Origin of the sequence: Chryseobacterium contaminans, assembly GCF_001684955.1 — a bacterium.
Taxonomy (GTDB): domain Bacteria; phylum Bacteroidota; class Bacteroidia; order Flavobacteriales; family Weeksellaceae; genus Chryseobacterium; species Chryseobacterium contaminans.
Map to the genome: position 1 here is coordinate 1 of NZ_MAYF01000224.1, position 20,527 is coordinate 20,527.

The following is a 20,527-nucleotide window of genomic DNA, read 5'->3' on the forward strand; positions in this document are numbered from 1 at the left end:
CTTCTACCACCTAAATACATGGTTATTAATCAAGTAAAGTTAACAAAAAAGTTTTACAGAAATTTAATTAAAAATTATTCTGGAATTTATTTTTTTATTTCAAAAAGTATTGTACCTTTGCAACCGCAAAAACGAAATAAAATTCGTTATTGATGACCTTTAATCGGGGCGTAGCGTAGTCCGGTCATCGCGCCTGGTTTGGGACCAGGAGGTCGCAGGTTCGAATCCTGCCGCCCCGACTTTTTCAGAATTAAGGGTGCGTAGCTCAGCTGGATAGAGCATCTGCCTTCTAAGCAGACGGTCAAAGGTTCGAATCCTTTCGCGCTCACAAAAAACTCACTTTCTATTTGAGTTTATATATTTTAATTTTTGAGAGTATTTTGCTTTTTAAAATTAGAGTAATGAAGTAAAATTCATTAAGGATGACCTCTCGGGGCGTAGCGTAGTCCGGTCATCGCGCCTGGTTTGGGACCAGGAGGTCGCAGGTTCGAATCCTGCCGCCCCGACTTTTTTCAAAATTTTAAGGGTGCGTAGCTCAGCTGGATAGAGCATCTGCCTTCTAAGCAGACGGTCAAAGGTTCGAATCCTTTCGCGCTCACAAAAAACCTCATCATTTTATGGTGAGGTTTTTTGTTTTATATTAGTCTGATGTGTTACTGCTATGTTCTTTATTCTGAATCTCTTGATAAATATTATATTGGACATTCCTGTGAAAACCTACAAGAAAGGCTCAGAAAACATCTTGCAAATCATAAAGGCTTCACCTCAAAAACTAAAGATTGGATTATTGTTTATTATGAAGGCTTTAATGCTAAAGTTGAGGCCTATAAAAGAGAACGTGAAATAAAAGGTTGGAAAAGTAAAATTAAAATCCAGGAACTAATTAGTAGTCTTAACAAGATAGAGCATCCCGATTTGTAATCGGGACGGTCAAAGGTTCGAATCCTTTCGCGCTCACAAAAAACTCATCATTTTATGGTGAGGTTTTTTGTTTTATATTAGTCTCATGTGTTACTGCTATATTATTTATTCTGAATCTCTTGATAAATATTATATTGGACATTCCTGTGAAAACCTACAAGAAAGACTCAGAAAACATCTTGCAAATCATAAAGGCTTCACCTCAAAAACTAAAGATTGGATTATTGTTTATTATGAAAGCTTTAATGATAAAGTTGAGGCCTATAAAAGAGAGCGTGAAATAAAAGGTTGGAAAAGTAAAATTAAAATCCAAGAACTCATTAGTAGTCTTAACAAGATAGAGCATCCCGATTTGTAATCGGGACGGTCAAAGGTTCGAATCCTTTCGCGCTCACAAAAAACTCATCATTTTATGGTGAGGTTTTTTGTTTTATATTAGTCTCATGTGTTACTGCTATATTATTTATTCTGAATCTCTTGATAAATATTATATTGGACATTCCTGTGAAAACCTACAAGAAAGACTCAGAAAACATCTTGCAAATCATAAAGGCTTCACCTCAAAAACTAAAGATTGGATTATTGTTTATTATGAAGGCTTTAATGCTAAAGTTGAGGCCTATAAAAGAGAACGTGAAATAAAAGGTTGGAAAAGTAAAATTAAAATCCAAGAACTCATTAGTAGTCTTAACAAGATAGAGCATCCCGATTTGTAATCGGGACGGTCAAAGGTTCGAATCCTTTCGCGCTCACAAAAAACCTCATCATTTTATGGTGAGGTTTTTTGTTGTTATAATCGTTTTAAATATGAAACTTATACCCGCAAAGATAGAACATATCGGTTTTAATCAGGGCAGTCAAAGACTCAGAGCTTTTCATACTCATAAAGCCTCATAGTTCTATAAAAAAGGGAGGCTGAAATCTTTCAATCCATAATACAGCGCAATCTATACTAAACAGCCGCGTTGAGTTTAGCCACAAATTTTTCAAACTTCCTATCTGTATTTCGCAGAACCGGACCATGACCGAAGCAGATAACGGAGGGGTTTAACTCTGCTAGCTTCTTGAGCGATTTGATATTGCGCTGCTGATCCGAAGTGAACATATTTGGTGGAAGTCGCAGGCCAGTTATTGTAGTAAACACATTCATATTGGTTGCTGCATCTCCGATGATGAGCACACCATCGCGCTCACGAAACAAAGAAATATGCCCTGCCGAATGTCCGGGAGTCTCTATTACCCGAAAGTTTCCAATCATATCATTTTCAACAACTGTTTGATCAACCTTATGTCCCTGACCTGCCCAGTACTTTTGCTGAAGCATTGCCACCCAGTGATCCGGAGTTGGATAGTCGTTGGTTACCATACCCGTTTCGGTCCTAAAAACTTCGTTGGGATGACAGAGTAAGGGAATATCGAATTCAGCACATATCTGATCGCTACAACCCTGATGGTCTGCATGCGCATGCGTCAGGACATGTTGATGAACAGCAATTTTCTGGATAACTTTCTTTATCGTGGTATATGAGCTCCTTATTCCGCAATCCACCAATACACCTTCAATAATATAACAGTTGATACTGTTTCGCGGCATTAGTGAAACCTGGAATACTTCGGTAGTAATTTGACGTAACATATTTTTTTGTGCAAATCTACATCGCTGATCAAGACTGCATGAGGACATTTGTCCTATAATACATTGGGTCTATGTATTTGCGCTTTCGCTCTTGTAAGGGATCGCTGTGTTATTCCAAGGTATGATGCCAGATCCTGAGTCGTTATGCGCCGGACGAGCATCGGTTCGTTAGCCAGAACATGAAGGTATTTATCCACAGCTGACCTGTTATTGTAATTCAGCAGATAAAGTTCCTTTTGTTTATACTCCTGCTCCATCACCAATTTTATCACTCCATTCCAGGCAATAACCTGACCAATCAGATACTGATAATCCGGGTAGCTTATCCTATAAATCAGGCTATCTTCTATTGCTCTGATATTTCTTCTTGATTTTTCCTGCGCCACAAACTCCGGAAACGAGGTCGCAAATTCATTTTCAAACTTGAAGCAGGTTATATTTTCCTTTCCTTCTTTATCAATAGCATATGCCTTTACAACACCAGTGGCAATAAATCCAATATAACGACAGGTTTCATCTTCACGAATAAAAAAATCACCTTTTTTTAAGCTGACAGGTTTGAAAAACTGTGCTGAAAAGCTAATCTCTTCGGCTGACAGGCCTCCCGTTGAGGATAGGTAATTTTCAAATACATCAGTCATTTCGTAATTTTTTTGTCCTTTCATTTTTCTTAACTGTCTATGGACTGTATCTCAAATCCAGCATCCAAATCTAACAATTATTATACATTCAAAAAAGTTCATCATAACAATTTAAACGTTTGAATAGTTGTCATACCAATCAAATTATTATAATTTTGCTTTCTCTATTTATAATTCAATGAAAAATTTCAAGTTCATTATCGCAAGCTGTGCCTTTGCTTTGACTTTGTCATGTAAAACAGTAGCTCCGGCCACAAAGATCTCTACTCAAGATGTACCTTATCAAAATCTTGGACGTGACGGAAAAATTTATGCGGCATTTTATCAGCAAAGAGCAGCAGAATATGAAGCGCTTTGCCTGCAGGCTTACAATATTGCAAAACTTCGTCTGGATGAAGCTTTAGCCCAAAAATCGGATAAACCTTTAGCCATTGTTTCGGATATTGATGAGACCTTCCTGGATAATTCCTATTATGCTGTTGAACGTTCAAAAATGGGAAAAGATTATGATCAGAAAACATGGGAAGAATGGACTGCCAAAGGCATTGCAACTCCACTTACGGGTTCTCAGGCATTCTATCAGTATGCAGCGAGTAAAGGTGTACAGGTATTTTATGTGACCAACCGTGTAGAACAGGAGCGTGCAGGAACTTTAAAAAACCTGAAAAAATATAATTTTCCGCTTCAAAATGATGCCAACCTTATTCTTCGAACTAAAGAAAGCAGTAAGGAAAACAGGCGACTGGATATTGCCAAAAATTATAATATTGTTTTATTACTAGGTGATAACCTTGCGGATTTCTCCAATCTATTTGATAAAAAAACAGAAACAGAAAGATCTGCAGCAGTGAAAAGTGCAGCCAATGAGTTTGGTAAGAAGTTCATTATCATTCCTAACGTTGGATATGGAGACTGGGAATCTTCGTTTTACCAATATAAATATGATTATACTCATCAGCAGAAAGATTCACTGATGTATAATGCAGTAAAGGCTAATCCTTAAGAAAAGCATTAGTAAATATAAATGGCCAACCCTTACAATAAGATTGTGAGGTTTTTTGTTTATCACAGGTATTATTCCTGCCCAGGAATCCCTTTACATGTTATACGTTTCACAGCATGGAAACGACGTTTCACTGACTTATTTTGCGGAATCAGCTTAACTTTTGTCCTGATGAACCTCAATTCATGGTATTTTTACAGTATAAGCTTTTACCGGGAAGCCGTTATAAAGTTAGTTTTAATTATTATTTAAGGAAAACATTGATTAAGCATCAATAAAAATCTTTTTTGTGCAACTTATTCCTTGTGGCCATTTGTGGCTAACTATACACTTAATCATGTTTAGGTAGGGCTGGATGTTCCAGCCTTATTTTGTATTGTATATTTTGTAAAGCCCATGAATTTGAACAAAAAAACCGCTGTACTATGACAACGGTTTACTATTTCAAACAAAGATTTGTTATTTAAGCTTATAAGAACTTCCGTTCCACAAATAAGTTTTGGAAGAATGAGTTTTCTTCTCCCGATCTTTATCATCGGTTTCCATATCTTCTATTTTAAGAATAAAAGCATTGGGGATTCCTCCTTTATCATTAGGGAAAACATATTCTTCGCTGTGATAATATACTCCGGCATCTCCTACATTCATTAACTGTGGGAGGGCAATCAGCTTTTTATCCTTATAAAGAACATACTGGTCATACGTTGCAATACCACACGCTTCACCGGATACCATAGCTTTTAAGGTAAATTCTACATCCTGTAACTTATGGTTGCTTTCGATATTAAAAGAAGCTGTACTCAATTCTTCTCCGCTTCCGGTATCAAAGTAGATTTCTTCAATCAGTGTATTACCTTCCATTACTTTTATTCCGGCAATATTCTGTTTTATGATCTCATTCAGGGATTTATTTTTTCTATCTACTGTTTTTGAAAGCCCGAAAAGGAAATCATATCCATTTTTATTACGGTAACCTACACAAAGATTTCCACCCCAAATGTAGCCTTCACTCGTTACATCTCCTTTTTGATAAGAAATTTTATACCAGTTGGCCCTTCTTTCTCCCAGTTGCAAAACCGGCATTGTTTCTTCTTTTTGAAGGATCATAACCTGTTGATTACTCTGCAAAGAATCCATGATCTGAGCATTCACACTGGGTTCTTTCCTTACCCTTGTCCAATCTGTAAAGATCTTCTGATTTTTGTTTTCCGTAAAATTAAAAACACCGTCTGCATACACTTCATTTTCCTGAGCTGTAAAAAGTTGCAGCGTCAGTAAAAATAAAGCTGTCAATAAAGTTTTCATATTTGTTATTTCAGTTTTATTTTTCAAGCAATAGACTTACCCATTCTTCTCTCTGTAACTGTTTTTTCAGGGTAAGGCCACTTTCTTTGCATACTTCAAGAATATCGTCCACATCAAAGAAGCAAAGCCCTGAAAGCAATAGTTTTCCACCATTGTTCAATACAGTTACATAGGTTGGAATATCTGAAATCAGGATATTTCTGTTAATATTGGCTAAAATGATATCGAAATTTTCGTTTCCTAAATTTTCTGCTGTTCCTTGTTCAATATCTAATTCAACATTGTTTCTTACTGCATTTTCTTTTGAGTTTTCTACAGACCATTCGTCAATATCAATTGCTTTGGTATCTCCGGCTCCCTGCTGTTTTGCATAGATTGCCAATACGGAAGTTCCGCATCCCATATCCAGAACTTTCTTCCCATTGAAATCAATGTCCATCATCTGCTGGATCATCAAATGTGTTGTAGGGTGATGCCCTGTTCCAAATGACATTTTAGGCTGAATGATAATTTCATGCATTCCGGGTACAGATTCATGAAATTCTGCTCTGATCAGTACTTTATCATCAATGTTGATCGGTGAAAAGTTCTTTTCCCATTCTTCATTCCAGTTGATGTTTGGCATTTCTGCAAATGAATACTCAATTTTTACATTTTCATTTTCAAAGATCGGAAGGGCTTTCAACTGATCTTCATTAAATAAATCGGTCTGGATATATCCTAAAATTCCGTGAATTTCTTCTGTAAAGCTGTCAAAACCTATTTCAATAAGTTCTGCCATTAATATCTCGTTCCAAGGTTGCAATGGAGAAATCGTGAAATTGAATTCTAAATAATTTTGCATGTGAATAATTTGCTGCAAAAATACTAATGTTATTACGGTTAAAAAAATGGAAAGGATAAGTTTTGGGTAAAGCTGCCGGATTTTATGTTTTGTTGAATGAATAAAGCTGGTTTCTATTAAGTTTGATCTCCCACAGATTGCACTGATGACACAGATTTTTCAGGTTTTGGCTAAAGCCGTTGGAATGGTATCTTACAAAGAAAGCGGGCTAAAGCCCGCTTCTATTGAATTTTCACCTATAATTTAAAATTGAAATAGTCGTACTATGACAACTTTAAACATTGAACTTTAAACCTTAAACTATCTTATGGATTCGTAGAGAAAATAGAGCCATTAGCGATTAGCGCTCTTCTGTTCATTTTCAGGATATCTCTTACCCATTCTGCAAAATCTTCAGGTTGTAGAACTTTCTCAGGATTTCCGTCTGTAAGTCCGCCCTGGATGCTCATATCAGAAGCAATGGTACTTGGTGTTAAGGTAATCACACGGATGTTTTGTTTTCTCCATTCTGCCATCATCGACTGAGACAGAGAAACTACAGCAGCTTTGGAAGCCGCGTATGCTGACATATTCGGTCCGCCTTTTAATCCTGCAGTAGAAGCAACGTTTACAATATCTCCTTCTCCTTTAGCTTTCATAAATGGATGAACGGCTTTAGCGGCATAGTATACTCCAAATAAATTGGTTTTGATCACCTGCTCCCAGGTTTCAGAAGGCATTTCTTCAATCGTTCCGAAATCACCAATTCCTGCATTGTTCACTAAAATATCTACTCCGCCTAATTGTGTAGCTAAAGTTTCAATTCCTGCTTTTACAGCTGCTTCATCATCGATAGAGAATATCGCATATGCTGATTTTACTCCTAATTTCTGAATTTCTTCAACTGTATTTTTAAGATTTTCTTCGTTTCTTCCTGTAATGGCAACGTTCACTCCTTCATTGGCTAAAGCTAGTGCTACAGCCTTTCCTAGTCCTCTTCCGCCACCGGTTACAATGGCATTTTTTCCGTTTATATTCATAGTGTAATACTTTTCGTAGGACAAAGTTACGAAAGAACATTTTTATGGAATGGAAAGAAAGGATATTTAATAGTTTTTTAATGGTTTTCATTAAACCACAAAAAGCACAAGTTTTTATGCAGACTGTTGAAAAGAACACTTAAGCTTTATGAATATCGTAAGATTTCATTTATGTGGCTTTTACGCAACTTTTAAATATTCTAAAACATTAAAAATAATCTTTTGTGACTTTTGTTGCTCATCCTTTTCAACTTCAGCAAAAATAAAACCGGCTCGTGATGAACCGGTTTATACATGTAAAAAAGTATAGTAAAAAATGAAAAGCTTAAGGAATCTGGATGGCGTTCTGTACTTCAAATTCTTCAGAAGCTGAGAACTGATTTCCGTACATATCTACAGCCCTAACTTCAACTTTATGTTTTCCTAAGGTAAGTTTTTTAGGGAAATCTGCTTCCCAGATATGTTTTGATAATTCAGGGTTGGATGGTCTTCTCCCCTGTAGAATTTTCTCTGTGGTATCCCATTTGAAAACGGAAAGGGCAAAGTTTGGATCTATGGTTTCATCATATTCCATTTCTTCCCATTTCCCATTGTCTATTCTATACTCCACTTTGTCTTTTTTGCTTCCCATGAAGAAATTGGCCAAGACTTTTGCAGAGGTTTTGGATGGGAACGGAATTACTTTTGGGACATATAGTTTGATCTGATAATCTTCGGGTTTTCCGGCCGTTTTATACTTTACTTTGTATTGGTTATTGGTAAAGCTGATAAAAGAATATCCTTTTGCTGTTCCGTCTCTCATGGTGGAAGTTGGGAGCCCTGCTTCATCAGCTGTTCCGGAGTACCAGTCTCCGCAAGTGGTTCCTACGTTGTATTCATGCAATTCTTTAATGCCATTCCAGCCTGCTTTTTTTCCATAAAAAATCTGCTGTTGAATATGAGTATGCGCTGATAGAAGCAATACATTCTGGAAAGGATTCAGAAAATCGAATAATTTCTGACGGTCTGCATTCCTGAAGCTGTCTTCATTGTTGTGCTCCAACGGAATATGGAAAGATACCACGATCAGTTTATTTTTATCAACCAATTTCAAATCGTTTTCAATGAACTGAAGCTGATCTTCACGGAAACCGCCCCAATACCCTTTTCCGTCTCTTGGATCGGGATAAAGAATATCATCAAGGATAATAAAGTGTACATTTCCGTAGTTGAAGGAATAATTGGCAGGGCCAAAATTAGATTCAAAGGTTTCGTCTGAAAGCTTATCGTCTTTGGCATCGTAATTCATGTCATGATTTCCCATTACATTATACCAAGGTAATCCTATTTCCTTCATTACATCAGCGTAAGGTTTCTGCAAACTCAGGTTATCTCCTACCAAATCTCCCAGGCTTATTCCCAACACCGCATTTTTCTTAGTATTTTTCACTTCATTGACAATTCCTCTTTTGAAGTAATCCAGCTCTTTCTCTGTATAAGGCTGCGGATCTCCGAAAACCAGGATATCAAAGTTTTTGTTTTCATTCTGCCTGTAAAGTGGGAAGTTCAATTCTTTTGGCAGCTCACCTGTTGGAGCCACACCTTTATATTTAAAATCAGCCGGAGAACCTTTTGGTTTATGATGGTAATAAAACTGTGGCAGGTTATTGCTGTTTAAAGCCGTTTGGAAACCTGATGGTTTGATGACAAAAATGGTCTGGTCTTCCTGAACCGGAAGGCTGTAACGCCCGTTTTTATCCGTTAATACTACCTGAACACCATTGGAAACCGCTACTCCTTCAATTCCTTTTTCACGGTTTTCTTTTTTTTGGTTTTTGTTGCTGTCTTCATATACATATCCTGAAACAGAAGACTGGGAAAAAGCCATTGCCGACACAAGCATACATGACATTAAAAGTTTTATATTGATATTCATTTTTTATTTTTTTCTTGATTATACTTATTTATTCCACCATACTTGTATATTGATATCATCACCGCCCATCTGCTGAACCGCTGCCTGATAGTTTTCTTTATTCAGTACTCTTGTATTGGTTGGATACATTAATCTCTGAGGTAGTTTTCCATCATTTAAAAGTCCGCCATTGTTAGGAAGCTCCGGGAAACCTGTTCTTCTCTTTTCAAACCATTGCTGCTGATCTACAAAGAATAAGGCAATATATTTCTGAAGCATAATTTTTTTCATATCTCCGGTTCCAAATGCTACTGCCGGATTATCAAAATAGTTGGCAGGAACTATCGCTCCCCATTGTTCAATAGATGCCTTTACTCCATTTTCATAATAGTTTTTCGCACTTCCCTGGATAATTCCTTTGAATGCCAGCTCAGCTAAGGTAAACTGAAGCTCAGCATATGGATAGACGAAAATTTTCAAAGGTGCTTTTGCCAGGTTCTGATTAAGATTGGATGGCTGATAATTAAACACTGTTCCAAATTTATATCCTGATGGGGCTCCTATATATCCTATATTAGCATTTGTTTTGATATCTTTTGCCTGAGAGAAAAACATGGCCATACGCGGATCGTTATTGGCTTTCAGGGTTTCTACAAAGAATTCTGAAGCGGCTCTTCCAGTAGTAAAGTCCTGGGCTCTTGCAATAGGAGTCATTAGCGGGAAAATTCCTGTGATGTCTACTTTCACACCATCTGCATTACTTTGAAAGACAGGATATGTTGTAGGGTTATTTACAATCTCCTGGATTCTTTCTTTAACATTTACTTCTCCATCTTTATTTAAAATCCTTGTCAGTAATCTCAGAGAAAGAGAATTACAGAATTTTTTCCAGCCGAGGATTCCATTGGCAGCATCAGAATCTGCTTTAAAAAACAAATCTCCTCCTGTAAGTGCTTTATTATTCACAAAAAGAGAGTTTGCTGTTTTTAAATCATCCAATAATTTAATATAAATATCTTTTTGCCTGTCAAATTTTGGATACATGATCTTATCGTCTAATTGTGAAGCTTCAGAAAACGGAACATCTCCATAAGTGTCGGTAAGATTGGAATAGATCCATGCATTCAGAACCATTGAAATAGCCTGATAGTTTTTATCGCCTTCAGAAATGGCAGCTTTCTTAAGATCATCTACCTGTTTTAACCATCGGTAAGAGTTATCCCAGAAACCGTTTCCTGTTTTTTCTGTTAAATAATAACGGCTTAATGAATTTCCTTCGTTGGGAAAATCCAGAGACACCTGCATTAGATCAAAATTAAGGTCGTTAGCTCTGTTATACCCTACAGCAGACATATTGTACTGGATAGGAACCAACAAGGCACTGGCAACAGGTACATTGATCCTACTGGTATCTTTATTGATCTCATCAAGACTTCTGTCACATGAAACAGTACTGCTCACAAGGGCAAGGAATGAAGATATATAGATTAACTTTTTCATTTTTTCTTATTTTAAAATTTAACATTTAACTGGAATCCTATTGTTCTTGCCTGAGGTAGCTGCCCCACCTCAACTCCCGGTGTAATGGTAGAATCATCCAACGTAGCTGCTTCCGGATCAAATAGTGGGAACTTCGTCCACATCCAGAGGTTTCTTCCGAATACCGCAAGTGTGATATCGGTAAGCTTTAAAGGCTCAACAATTGATTTCGGGAATGAATAAGAGATTCTGGCATCTCTCAGCTTAAGGAACGAGGTATCAAATGAGTTGGTTTCTACGTTTGCTCTTCTATAGTAATCCCCATAATAGGTAGAAACCGGAATGCCTTTGGTATTGGGAGAAAAAGTTCCGTCTGGATTTTGAACAACTCCCTGCCCAACAATTAATCCTCCAGGGTTATCTCTTCCCACAAGGGTATGGGTAAGTTTCCCCTGTTCAGACATTTTGTGATGCGACTGTGAGTAAGCTATTCCTTTGTATTGGCCGTCAAATGAGAAACTCACTGTAATATTTTTATATCTGAATTCATTCTGAAGACCTGCTCTCCACTTCGGATAAGCATTTCCTATTTTTTTCATTTCTGTTGACTTGGCTGTTAAACCGTCTTTAGCGTCATAGATTACCTGTCCGTCTGGTGAATACAACAACCCCGCTCCGTATATATCTCCCAAAGAACCTCCTACTACAGCATCATAAAATACTACTCCACCTACACTTGCCATGGTATAAGGTTTCCCCTGATATTCTTCAGGAAGAGAAAGTATCTTGTTCCTGTTCATAGACCAGTTGGCATTTACACTCCATGAGAAGTTTTTATTTTTGATAGGATAAGCATTTAAAGTCATTTCAATCCCTCTGTTTCTCAATTCACCGGCATTGATGATTCTCTTGTTATATCCTGTTTCAAGCAGCATCGGAATAATAATAGACTGATCTTTGGAATTATTCTGATAGGCTGTAAAGTTGAAAGTTAATCTGTTTTTAAGAAGCGTAAAATCCATCCCTCCTTCAATATTGGTGATCATTTCCGGCTTCAGGTTTGGATTTGGATACAATAACGGTGATTCTACTGAACCTACGAAACCACTGTTTTCATAATACTTGTCAAGCATATAGGTATAGGTATCATTTCCTACTTTAGACCATGATAACCTCAGCTTCCAGAAATTTAAATTATCTGATTTCAATTTAAAGATATCTGAAAGGATAAAGGATGATGATACAGACGGGTAAAAATAAGACCTGTTATGGGCAGGAAGTGTACTGCTCCAGTCATTTCTTGCGGTTACATCCAGGAAGATCATATCTTTATAACTGAAATTGGCCAGTGCATATACACTGTTTACCTGATTATCATTGGGTTTTGGCAGCTTATATTCTACCTGCGTGGCATTGGAAAGCTGATATAAGCCAGCTTTATTAAGTCCGTTTCCTCTGTAATCATTCATGATATATTCATGATACCTGATGTTTCCTCCGGCTGAAGCGGTTAATCCGATATTTCCGAATTTATTTTTATAAGTGAATAAAACATCATTATTCAGATCCATATACCTGATGTACTGTTCTCTGTAATAGCCTTTTGCGTAATTAGCTGAGCTCCATGGCCTTCTTTGCGTACGGAACTCATTGTTCCATTCTAACCCTGTTTTATAAGCTACATCAAAGTTTTTGGCTATCTGGTAACTGATATTGATATTTCCTGTAATTGTTTTTTTATTGGTTCCGTTCAGGTTTTCATAGGCAATCAGGTAAGGATTGTCAATATAAGAACTGAACGGGTGAATCTGATCTACCTGCTCCTGCCCTTTCTTCCAGATAGGTCTGTACCACGCTAGATCTACGTTGGGATTCTGGAAAATCATGAAATAGGAAATGGATTGATTGTTATAACCTGTTGCCGGAAGATTATCACTTTTGGTCTGGCTAAAGTTAATCTTAGTCCCTATTTTCAATCTACTGTTCAGCTTATGATCTAAGGATAATGCAGCATTGAATCTATTTAAGCCTGTATTGGGCATCATCCATTCATTTTTCAGGTAGCTCAGTGATGTTCTGAAAGCAGTAGTTTCATTAGAGTGCTCCACAGACAAGCTGTTTGAATAATTGGAACCTACCTGCCAGAAGTCTTTGATATTGTTTTTATAAGGTCTCCAAAGCTGTCTTTCCAGACTTTGTCCTTCTATATTAGGATCGTATTGGAAGTAATACTGACCGTCAAATTTCGGCCCGAAGGCACTACTTGTTGAACCCGTGTTTATTCCATCAACAGATGCGCCATAAGAGTAATAATAGTTTCCGTTTTTATCTTTCTGCTGAGTTCCCTGTCCGTATTCATATTGATAATCCGGCCATTTCAGTACAGAGTCATAGCTTGAATAAGAATTAAAAGCAATCTGAACTCTTCCTTTTCTGCTTTTCCCGGATTTGGTGGTAATCATAATAGCTCCTCTTGAACCTCTGGATCCATATAATGCGGATGCAGTAGGCCCTTTAAGGATAGAAATGGATTCAATATCATCAGGATTGATGCTGTTGAAACTATCTCCGTAATCAATAGGTAAATCACCTCCTGAACCTGCTCCATAAGCAGCTGTTCCGGTTCCTGTTTTTTTTCCACTCAAAGGAACGCCATCCACAACAATCAAAGCATCATTATTTCCCATATTCATAGAGATGTCTCCACGAAGTGTGATACGGCTTGTACCTAAAGGTCCTGCTCCGGCAGTCTGAATCTTTAATCCGGCCACTTTACCTTCTAAAGCCTGTGCCCAGTTGTTATTCTGGGTTTTCAGAATTTCTTCGGAGCTAACAGTTTGGGTAGAATACCCTAAAGACTTATCATGTCTTTTGATTCCCAAAGCAGTCACTACTACTTCGTCAAGTCCTTTTATAGTATCTTTTTTAGCTTTTTGCTGAGCCGTCAGGCTGGCGCTGAATAGTCCTAACAGCGACAAAACCAACAACTTTTGTGTCTCTTTACGCATATCCTTTTTGTTTGCGCAAAATTAGAGCGACATTATGAGTATGATTTTAACAAGCTTTTAACGTTTATTAAATATTTATTGAATAATATATTAAGTATTTATTAATAACATCATACAAAGATCTAATTAACAAATACTTATAGGATTAAAAATTTTTAACATTATTTTCAGGTTCTTTTTATTTGTGTATCTTTATTGTCTTTCCCTGAGATAATAATAGAAAATTTCAGGAAAACACTTTGCTTAGCTTGTGAAGATTGAAAAGATTTCCTTAGCGGAGCGGAGTGCCCTTGCGAACGCAAATAAGCCTATGAAAATATAGTTTTGCGTTCTCTGCGTTTACAAAAGATTCTTTTTTTTCCAGTAATGCACAAATAATTATTGATTCCGTTTCAGAATTTTATAAAAACAAAAGCCTGCCCTTATAAGGACAGACTTGGGAAAATTATTGGTTGTTATTTGCTTATTTATTTTTCAGCTGCTCAGGAATGTTTGTGGTTACAAATCCAATTCCTTGTTTTTTTAATTCATCGTATACTGCAACATCATTTACCGTCCATGAATTGGTAATAAGTCCTAAAGCCTTTGCTTCAGCAATCCATGTTGGGTTTTTCTGGAAAACACTGTAATGGTAATCCATTCCATCCAATCCTTCTTTTTTGATCTGCTCCGGTGATAATTCTCCATTCAGATACTGAACTTTAAATGATGGGGCCAGCTTTTTAATCTCTTTGCAGATATTCAGGCTGAAAGAAATGAATTCGCTTTGGGATTCCAGTTTCATATCCTTAATCATTTTGATCGTCTTTCGAGTGATCTCATTTTCGATCTCAGGAGTTTTTGCAGGTTTGATCTCTACAATCAGTTTTACGGAGCTATCTTTTTTCCCTTGTTTTAAATACTCTTTTAAAGTAGGAAATTTCTCTCCGTTTGATAGTTTCAAAGATTCCAATTCTTTGAATGAGGTTTCGGAGATTTCCATTTTACCATGGTGTTCATCGTGATTAATGACCAATACGCCGTCTTTTGTCATTCTTACGTCAAATTCAGAACCGTAAACTTTTAATTTCTGGGCATTTTCTAATGATGCAATGGAGTTTTCGGTTGTTGGAGGCTGAGCCTGGAAATATCCTCTATGGGCAATGATCTGGGTTTGTGCTTTCATCAAAACTGTACTTAAAACTGCTAACCCTAAGATAAAATTTTTCATAATATAATTTAGATAATTAAGACAAAGTCCTGTAACTTTTGATAAAGGTAGGTATTATAGGACTTATTGTGAAATATAAAACCACAAAAGAAAGATTCCGCTACAGTATTCAGAATACTTTTCCTTAAGAATCTTATCTTTTGTGGCTGCTAACTATAACTATTGATTAAAAACTGTACTTCGCACCAATCTGAATTTGGTATGGATTTCCTGATAAAGGTGCTAAACCGTTACCACTGATGTTTTTCGTATACTGAAACTGTTTTGTAACAGGATCAAAACTTTTAATCTTATACATAGAAGTATTTCCATATGATTCGTTTACTCCCCATTCTTTATTAAGCAGGTTCGCCACATTGAAAATATCTACGGAAAGTTCAAATGCACCAATTTTATCAAATTTTATTTTCTTGGCGATACGTAAATCCCAAACTCCATAGAATCCGTTCTTCCCTCCGTTACGTTCTGCAATTTTTCCGTTGTATTCGTTCACATAATCTTTCAATGCTTTTCCTACATTGGGATCATCCAGGATAGATTGAGCTATATTAGGGAAAATATAAGCAAGGTCATTGCTATCTACAAAATCACCATTAATATTTCCTCCTGCCGTCATAGAAAAACGGGTTCCTCCAATTCCTGAATATCTGATTCCTAGTGTAAACCCGGCAATCGTTGGTGAATTACCATAAATAACCACTTTATTACGGAACTGGTTGTCTGAATAAGTCATCCTCAAATCTCTCGGATCTCCCTGAACCATTGTAGATAATGTTGCAGAATTCGCTACATTTCCGTTGTATGAGGTGTTATCTTTAATATCAGACCAGGTATAACTTGCCGTGATTTCCCCGTCTTTCCAGTAACGGTAGCTGGTATCCACTACCAATGAAAACTGGTTTACTTTACCATCACTTACCAGTTCCAGCACTCTTCCGAAATTGTTATTGATTCTTCCCTTTTTCCAGTCGATTTTTGCCCCGTCTATTGCTGAAGTAGGAACAAATACGCCTCTTCCACCTTCATTATCCAATGTAAAGAACGGGTTAGCCACCATATTTCTGTCGTAGTAATAGTAGTTATTTCTACCTAAAGCCATATAAGCTGCCAATCCTACTCTGAATCTGTCATTAAAGAAGTGTGTATAAGAAATATTCGCTTTGTAAACGATTGGAATCTTAGCATCTTTGCCGGTATAATTAATTGTAGGAATCTGTTCTTTAGCAAGTGTAGGAACTGTACCGTAATTATTTCTGTAACTGTTGAAATCCGGTGTTAGGCCAACTGTTGCAGGATCTACATCTACTGTAGCCAAATGCTTTCCATCAAACACCAGATTGTTGATGATCATATAATTGTTGATATCCGAAGAGAATATCCCTGCCCCAAACTTCAGGAAGTCTTTATTCTGCTCGTTGATATTCCATTCAAACTGGAATCTCGGCTGGATTACGAAAGATTTGATCTTATTATCCGTTCTGATGCCCATTTCATCAAGTAATTTCTGATTGAGTTCTGCTTTTGGATAACCACCATAATCTAACCTCAAACCAGCCATCAAATCCAATCCTTTTGCAATTTTAGTCTGGAACTGTCCGTAAATACCAATATTCCAGATATTAGATCTTACTGACGGATCATCCATTAAAGGAACTTCCCTGTAAAATCTGTAAGGGGTAAGATTATTAAAATTATCCAGGCTGCTCAGCTTTTTTACAGGATCTTCTTTGAAGTGAAACCTTCCGTTTACTTCGCTTCCGTAAACCGATTTTGAAGTGGTATACATTAAATCTGCACCGAAAGTATATTTTACCTTATCTGTGTTGTAATACAGGTTATCTACAATCTGGAATACATTATTTCTAAAGCTTTCCTGAGCGAAACGGTGTCCTCCGATCTGAATATTCGTAGAACCGGCACTTGACGCTACTCCTTCCACAATAGCTCTGGGTACAGGTCTACCCAGTTCATCATTCTGATAACTATCCTGGAAAGTATATAAGTACTGGGCTTTTAACTCATTGGTTACATTAGACTTCAGATTTGATCTTAATGTTAATAATAAACTATTGTCAAGGTTTTTATCATTTCCGTAAGATTCAAAAAAATTGATATTGGTATTATCACCAAGCCCATTTTTATTAAGATCGTAGGTGAAGTTGTTTCTTAGTGTCAATAAATGTTTCTCATTGATCTGCCAGTCTAAACGTAAAAATGCAGCATCAGAATTTCTTACTTTATCAAAGCTACCGAATTGAGGGGTATTTCCTACTCCATACTTGGCTCTTGCAATATCTAAAAACTTATTAAGTGTTTCTGTAGTGGTATTAAATCTTTTCTCATCATCTTTGGACCTGATATCAGCAATAATCAATGGTCTTGAATCCAACTGGTGATCCCATGCTACGAAGAAATGAAGTTTATTTTTAATAATTGGTCCTCCCAAAGAGAATCCGAACTGAGAAGTAGAGAAATCATTCTGCCTTTTGTTTCCTCTGATATCGTAGGGACTGGAAAGCCAGTTAGCCCTTAAATATTCCCATGCACTTCCTGAAAATTTATTGGTACCGGATTTAGTAACGGCGCTTACGGTTCCACCACCACTTCTTCCCAGTGTTACATCATATTGGTTGGTGGTAATCTTAAATTCACGTACAGCCTCAATTGAAATAGAGAAAGGGGCACCGCTTCGGCTGGTAGTAGCTCCCGCAGAAGTTGGGTTTTTAGCCGTCATCCCATCAATGGTAAAGTTCGTAGAAGAACCTAGCTGTCCGGAAAGGTTTCCTCCTTTTCCGCTTAAAGGTGACAGTTCTGTAAGATTGTTAAAGTTTCTCCCATTCACCGGAAGTATTCCGATATTTTTGGCAGAGATGGCTGTAGCAGCTCCCAGGTTTCCGATTTTGTTCTTAAGATTTCCGGTAATTTTTACTTCTTCAATATGCTTTTCACCTCCCAAATCCATATTAACCGTTACCTGATCTCCGAAGTTTACGTTGTAGCCTTCTCTTTTATCATCATTTACAATCACCGTATAAGGCCCTCCTAAAGGAATTTCTTTAAAGATATACTCTCCTTTTGAGTTCGTTTCTGTTTCCGTTCTGAATCCCGTAGACTCATTAATAATGGTAACTTTCACTTTTTCCTGAGCCGTACTTCCCGGCCCGGTTACTTTTCCTGTGATGGAAGCCTGCGTAGTCTGTGCATATGCTATAGTCCCAAACCCTAAAAACAATAACCCCAGTACAATCTTTACTTTTCTCATGTCTTCAAATTAGATGTGCAAAGGTATTTTGACTTTGATAGGCATCTGTTTAAGGGAGTTTTAACATTTTTTTAATTAAATTGAAACGATATATTAAATTAATCTAAACATATGTTTTATTTTCTACAGGGTCAGTGCTTTGAAGCATATTACAGATTATTAATTTTCCTGTAATATTTAATTCTCTTATTTTTTAAATGGAATTACTTTAGTTATTTTTGCTCAAAAGATATAAACCTGATGTCTGAAAACATTCAACAAAAAATAGAACAGCTCCGTAAAGAGCTGCACCAGCATAACGAAAACTATTACCTTCTGGACACTCCTACCATTACAGATTATGAATTTGATATGTTACTGGAGGAACTTCAGGACCTTGAAGCCAAACATCCTGAGTTTTATGATGAGAACTCTCCTACCATGCGTGTAGGTGGTGGTATTACCAAGGTATTTCCAACCATTCAGCATAAGTTTAGAATGTATTCCCTGGATAATTCCTATGATTTTGATGATCTGGAAGACTGGGAGAAAAGAATTATCAAAACGATTGATGAACCTGTAGAATTTGTAGCTGAATTGAAATATGACGGGGCTTCAATTTCTATTCTTTATGAAAACGGAAAGCTTACACAGGCTGTAACCCGTGGTGACGGTTTCCAGGGAGATGAAATTACTCCGAATGTTCGTACAATTTCAGATATTCCGTTAACGTTAAAAGGTGATTTTCCTTCACAATTTTTCATGCGAGGTGAGATTTATTTAACAAGAAAAAACTTTGATAAGATCAACAAACTTCGTGAAGAGGAAGGTCTGGACCCGTTCATGAATCCAAGAAATACAGCGAGTGGAAGTTTAAAAATGCAGGACAGTGCTGAGGTAAGAAAACGCGGCCTTTCTTCTGTATTATACCAATTCATTTCTGATGAAATTCCTGCAGAGACTCATTGGGAACTGCTTCAGAAAGCACAAAGCTGGGGATTCAAAACATCCCAGCAGGCAAAACTTTGCAAAACGCTGGATGAGGTAAAGGAATTCATTACCTTCTGGGATATTGAACGTCATAACTTACCTTTTGAAATTGATGGAATTGTATTAAAAGTAAATTCTTTACAACAGCAAAGACAGCTTGGCTATACGGCTAAATCTCCACGTTGGGCAATGGCCTATAAGTTTAAAGCAGAAAAGGTAGAAACTGAACTTCAAAGTGTTTCTTATCAGGTAGGAAGAACGGGAGCCATTACTCCTGTTGCTAATCTGAAACCTGTTTTATTGGCCGGAACCATTGTTAAAAGAGCTTCGCTGCATAATGAAGATATCATCAAAAAGCTTGACCTTCATGAAAATGATTTCGTATACGTAGAAAAAGGAGGAGAAATCATTCCAAAGATTGTTGGGGTGAATACGGAGAAAAGAACTGAAGAAAGCAAGGAAATAGAATACATCAAACATTGTCCGGAATGTGGAACCGAACTGGTAAAAATTGAAGACCAGGCCATTCATTTCTGTCCGAATGAACTTCATTGCCCGCCACAGGTAGTAGGAAGAATGATTCATTACGTTTCAAGAAAGGCTTTAAATATTGACAATCTGGGAAGCGAAACCATCGAACAGCTTTACAGAGAAAGATTGATTGAAAATCCTGCTGATTTCTATGTTTTAACCAAAGAACAGCTTCTCCCATTAGAAAGAATGGCGGAGAAATCGGCCCAGAATATCATTACGGGAATTGAAAAATCAAAAGAGATTCCATTTGAAAAAGTGTTGTACGGGATTGGGATCAAGCATGTAGGGGAAACGGTTGCCAAAAAACTGGTGAAAAACTTCCCTACGATTGAAGAATTAAAAGCCGCTACTGTTGAAGAACTTTGTCAGGTAGAAGATATTGGGGCTAAAATTGCCGTAAGCATTGTAGAGTTCTTCCAGAATTCTGAAAACATATTGATGATCGAACGTTTGAAATCTTATGGAGTACAGCTTGAAAAAGGAGAAAGCACCAATGAGGTATTATCTAATGTTTTAGAAGGAAAAACATTCCTTTTCACTGGTAAATTATCCCTATTCACCAGAGAAGCAGCCGAAGAAATGGTAGAGAAACATGGCGGAAAGAATATTTCTGCGGTTTCAAAAAACCTTAACTATCTTGTGGTAGGGGAAAAAGCAGGAAGCAAGCTGAAAAAAGCTCAGGATATCGGAACTATTGAAATTCTGGATGAACAGCAGTTTCTGGATTTGATTGATAAACAGTAAAGAATTTATATACCAACTTACATGATAACAGGCTGCGAATAGTTTTCGCAGCCTTTAT

General features: G+C 37.0%; 15 protein-coding genes and 4 tRNA genes. 9 read left to right on the forward strand and 10 right to left on the reverse strand.

Annotated features, from left to right (window positions below):
• Positions 1-164: 164 nt before the first annotated feature.
• The 7 genes from BBH99_RS12475 (at position 165) to BBH99_RS12505 (ending at position 1,637) form a co-directional block, all read left to right on the forward strand.
• Positions 165-239: transfer RNA gene (locus BBH99_RS12475), tRNA-Pro, on the forward strand.
• Positions 240-254: 15 nt separating this feature from the next.
• Positions 255-328, forward strand: a tRNA-Arg gene (locus tag BBH99_RS12480).
• A 103-nt stretch (positions 329-431) separates the two neighbouring features.
• A tRNA-Pro gene (locus BBH99_RS12485) sits at positions 432-506 on the forward strand.
• An 18-nt stretch (positions 507-524) separates the two neighbouring features.
• Positions 525-598 (forward strand) — tRNA-Arg (locus BBH99_RS12490).
• Positions 599-648: 50 nt separating this feature from the next.
• Positions 649-921: a GIY-YIG nuclease family protein gene (locus BBH99_RS12495; protein WP_066696108.1), complete on the forward strand. Its 273-nt coding sequence runs from the start codon at positions 649-651 to the stop codon at positions 919-921.
• A gap of 85 nt (positions 922-1,006) precedes the next feature.
• Positions 1,007-1,279 (forward strand): GIY-YIG nuclease family protein, encoded by a 273-nt coding sequence (locus BBH99_RS12500; RefSeq protein ID WP_066696111.1) that lies wholly within the window; start codon positions 1,007-1,009, stop codon positions 1,277-1,279.
• An 85-nt stretch (positions 1,280-1,364) separates the two neighbouring features.
• Positions 1,365-1,637, forward strand: a complete 273-nt coding sequence (locus BBH99_RS12505) for a GIY-YIG nuclease family protein (protein WP_066696114.1) — start codon at positions 1,365-1,367, stop codon at positions 1,635-1,637.
• A gap of 236 nt (positions 1,638-1,873) precedes the next feature.
• On the opposite strand, the gene BBH99_RS12510 is transcribed toward BBH99_RS12505, so the two are convergent.
• Both BBH99_RS12510 and BBH99_RS12515 read right to left on the reverse strand, forming a co-directional pair.
• Entirely contained in the window at positions 1,874-2,557 is a 684-nt protein-coding gene (locus BBH99_RS12510; protein WP_066696117.1) for an MBL fold metallo-hydrolase, read from the reverse strand.
• A 53-nt stretch (positions 2,558-2,610) separates the two neighbouring features.
• A complete protein-coding gene (locus BBH99_RS12515; protein WP_228390802.1) occupies positions 2,611-3,222 on the reverse strand; it encodes a Crp/Fnr family transcriptional regulator in 612 nt (203 codons plus the stop codon).
• A gap of 154 nt (positions 3,223-3,376) precedes the next feature.
• On the opposite strand from BBH99_RS12515, the gene BBH99_RS12520 reads away from it, so the two are divergent.
• Complete coding sequence (locus BBH99_RS12520; protein WP_066696120.1) at positions 3,377-4,201, forward strand: 5'-nucleotidase, lipoprotein e(P4) family; 825 nt, start codon at positions 3,377-3,379, stop codon at positions 4,199-4,201.
• A gap of 459 nt (positions 4,202-4,660) precedes the next feature.
• Here the strand turns inward: BBH99_RS12520 and BBH99_RS12525 are convergent, their stop codons facing one another.
• The 8 genes from BBH99_RS12525 to BBH99_RS12560 form a co-directional block, all read right to left on the reverse strand.
• The gene (locus tag BBH99_RS12525; protein WP_066696185.1) at positions 4,661-5,506 is read right to left on the reverse strand and encodes an SH3 domain-containing protein; all 846 of its coding nucleotides are present in this window, start codon (positions 5,504-5,506) and stop codon (positions 4,661-4,663) included.
• Positions 5,507-5,522: 16 nt separating this feature from the next.
• Positions 5,523-6,350: a 50S ribosomal protein L11 methyltransferase gene (gene prmA / locus BBH99_RS12530; RefSeq protein WP_066696123.1), complete on the reverse strand. Its 828-nt coding sequence runs from the start codon at positions 6,348-6,350 to the stop codon at positions 5,523-5,525.
• Positions 6,351-6,655: 305 nt separating this feature from the next.
• A complete protein-coding gene (locus BBH99_RS12535) occupies positions 6,656-7,369 on the reverse strand; it encodes a 3-ketoacyl-ACP reductase (protein WP_066696135.1) in 714 nt (237 codons plus the stop codon).
• A 325-nt stretch (positions 7,370-7,694) separates the two neighbouring features.
• Positions 7,695-9,260: a calcineurin-like phosphoesterase C-terminal domain-containing protein gene (locus tag BBH99_RS12540; RefSeq protein WP_083188819.1), complete on the reverse strand. Its 1,566-nt coding sequence runs from the start codon at positions 9,258-9,260 to the stop codon at positions 7,695-7,697.
• A 48-nt stretch (positions 9,261-9,308) separates the two neighbouring features.
• A complete protein-coding gene (locus BBH99_RS12545) occupies positions 9,309-10,763 on the reverse strand; it encodes a SusD/RagB family nutrient-binding outer membrane lipoprotein (protein ID WP_066696141.1) in 1,455 nt (484 codons plus the stop codon).
• An 11-nt stretch (positions 10,764-10,774) separates the two neighbouring features.
• On the reverse strand, positions 10,775-13,750 hold the full coding sequence (locus BBH99_RS12550) for a SusC/RagA family TonB-linked outer membrane protein (protein WP_066696144.1): 2,976 nt from the start codon (positions 13,748-13,750) through the stop codon (positions 10,775-10,777).
• Positions 13,751-14,213: 463 nt separating this feature from the next.
• The gene (locus BBH99_RS12555) at positions 14,214-14,960 is read right to left on the reverse strand and encodes a glycerophosphodiester phosphodiesterase family protein (RefSeq protein ID WP_066696146.1); all 747 of its coding nucleotides are present in this window, start codon (positions 14,958-14,960) and stop codon (positions 14,214-14,216) included.
• A gap of 166 nt (positions 14,961-15,126) precedes the next feature.
• A complete protein-coding gene (locus BBH99_RS12560) occupies positions 15,127-18,222 on the reverse strand; it encodes a TonB-dependent receptor (protein WP_066696148.1) in 3,096 nt (1,031 codons plus the stop codon).
• A 240-nt stretch (positions 18,223-18,462) separates the two neighbouring features.
• Between BBH99_RS12560 and ligA the strand changes: the two genes are divergently transcribed.
• Positions 18,463-20,469 (forward strand): NAD-dependent DNA ligase LigA, encoded by a 2,007-nt coding sequence (gene ligA / locus BBH99_RS12565; RefSeq protein ID WP_066696149.1) that lies wholly within the window; start codon positions 18,463-18,465, stop codon positions 20,467-20,469.
• Positions 20,470-20,527: the final 58 nt, after the last annotated feature.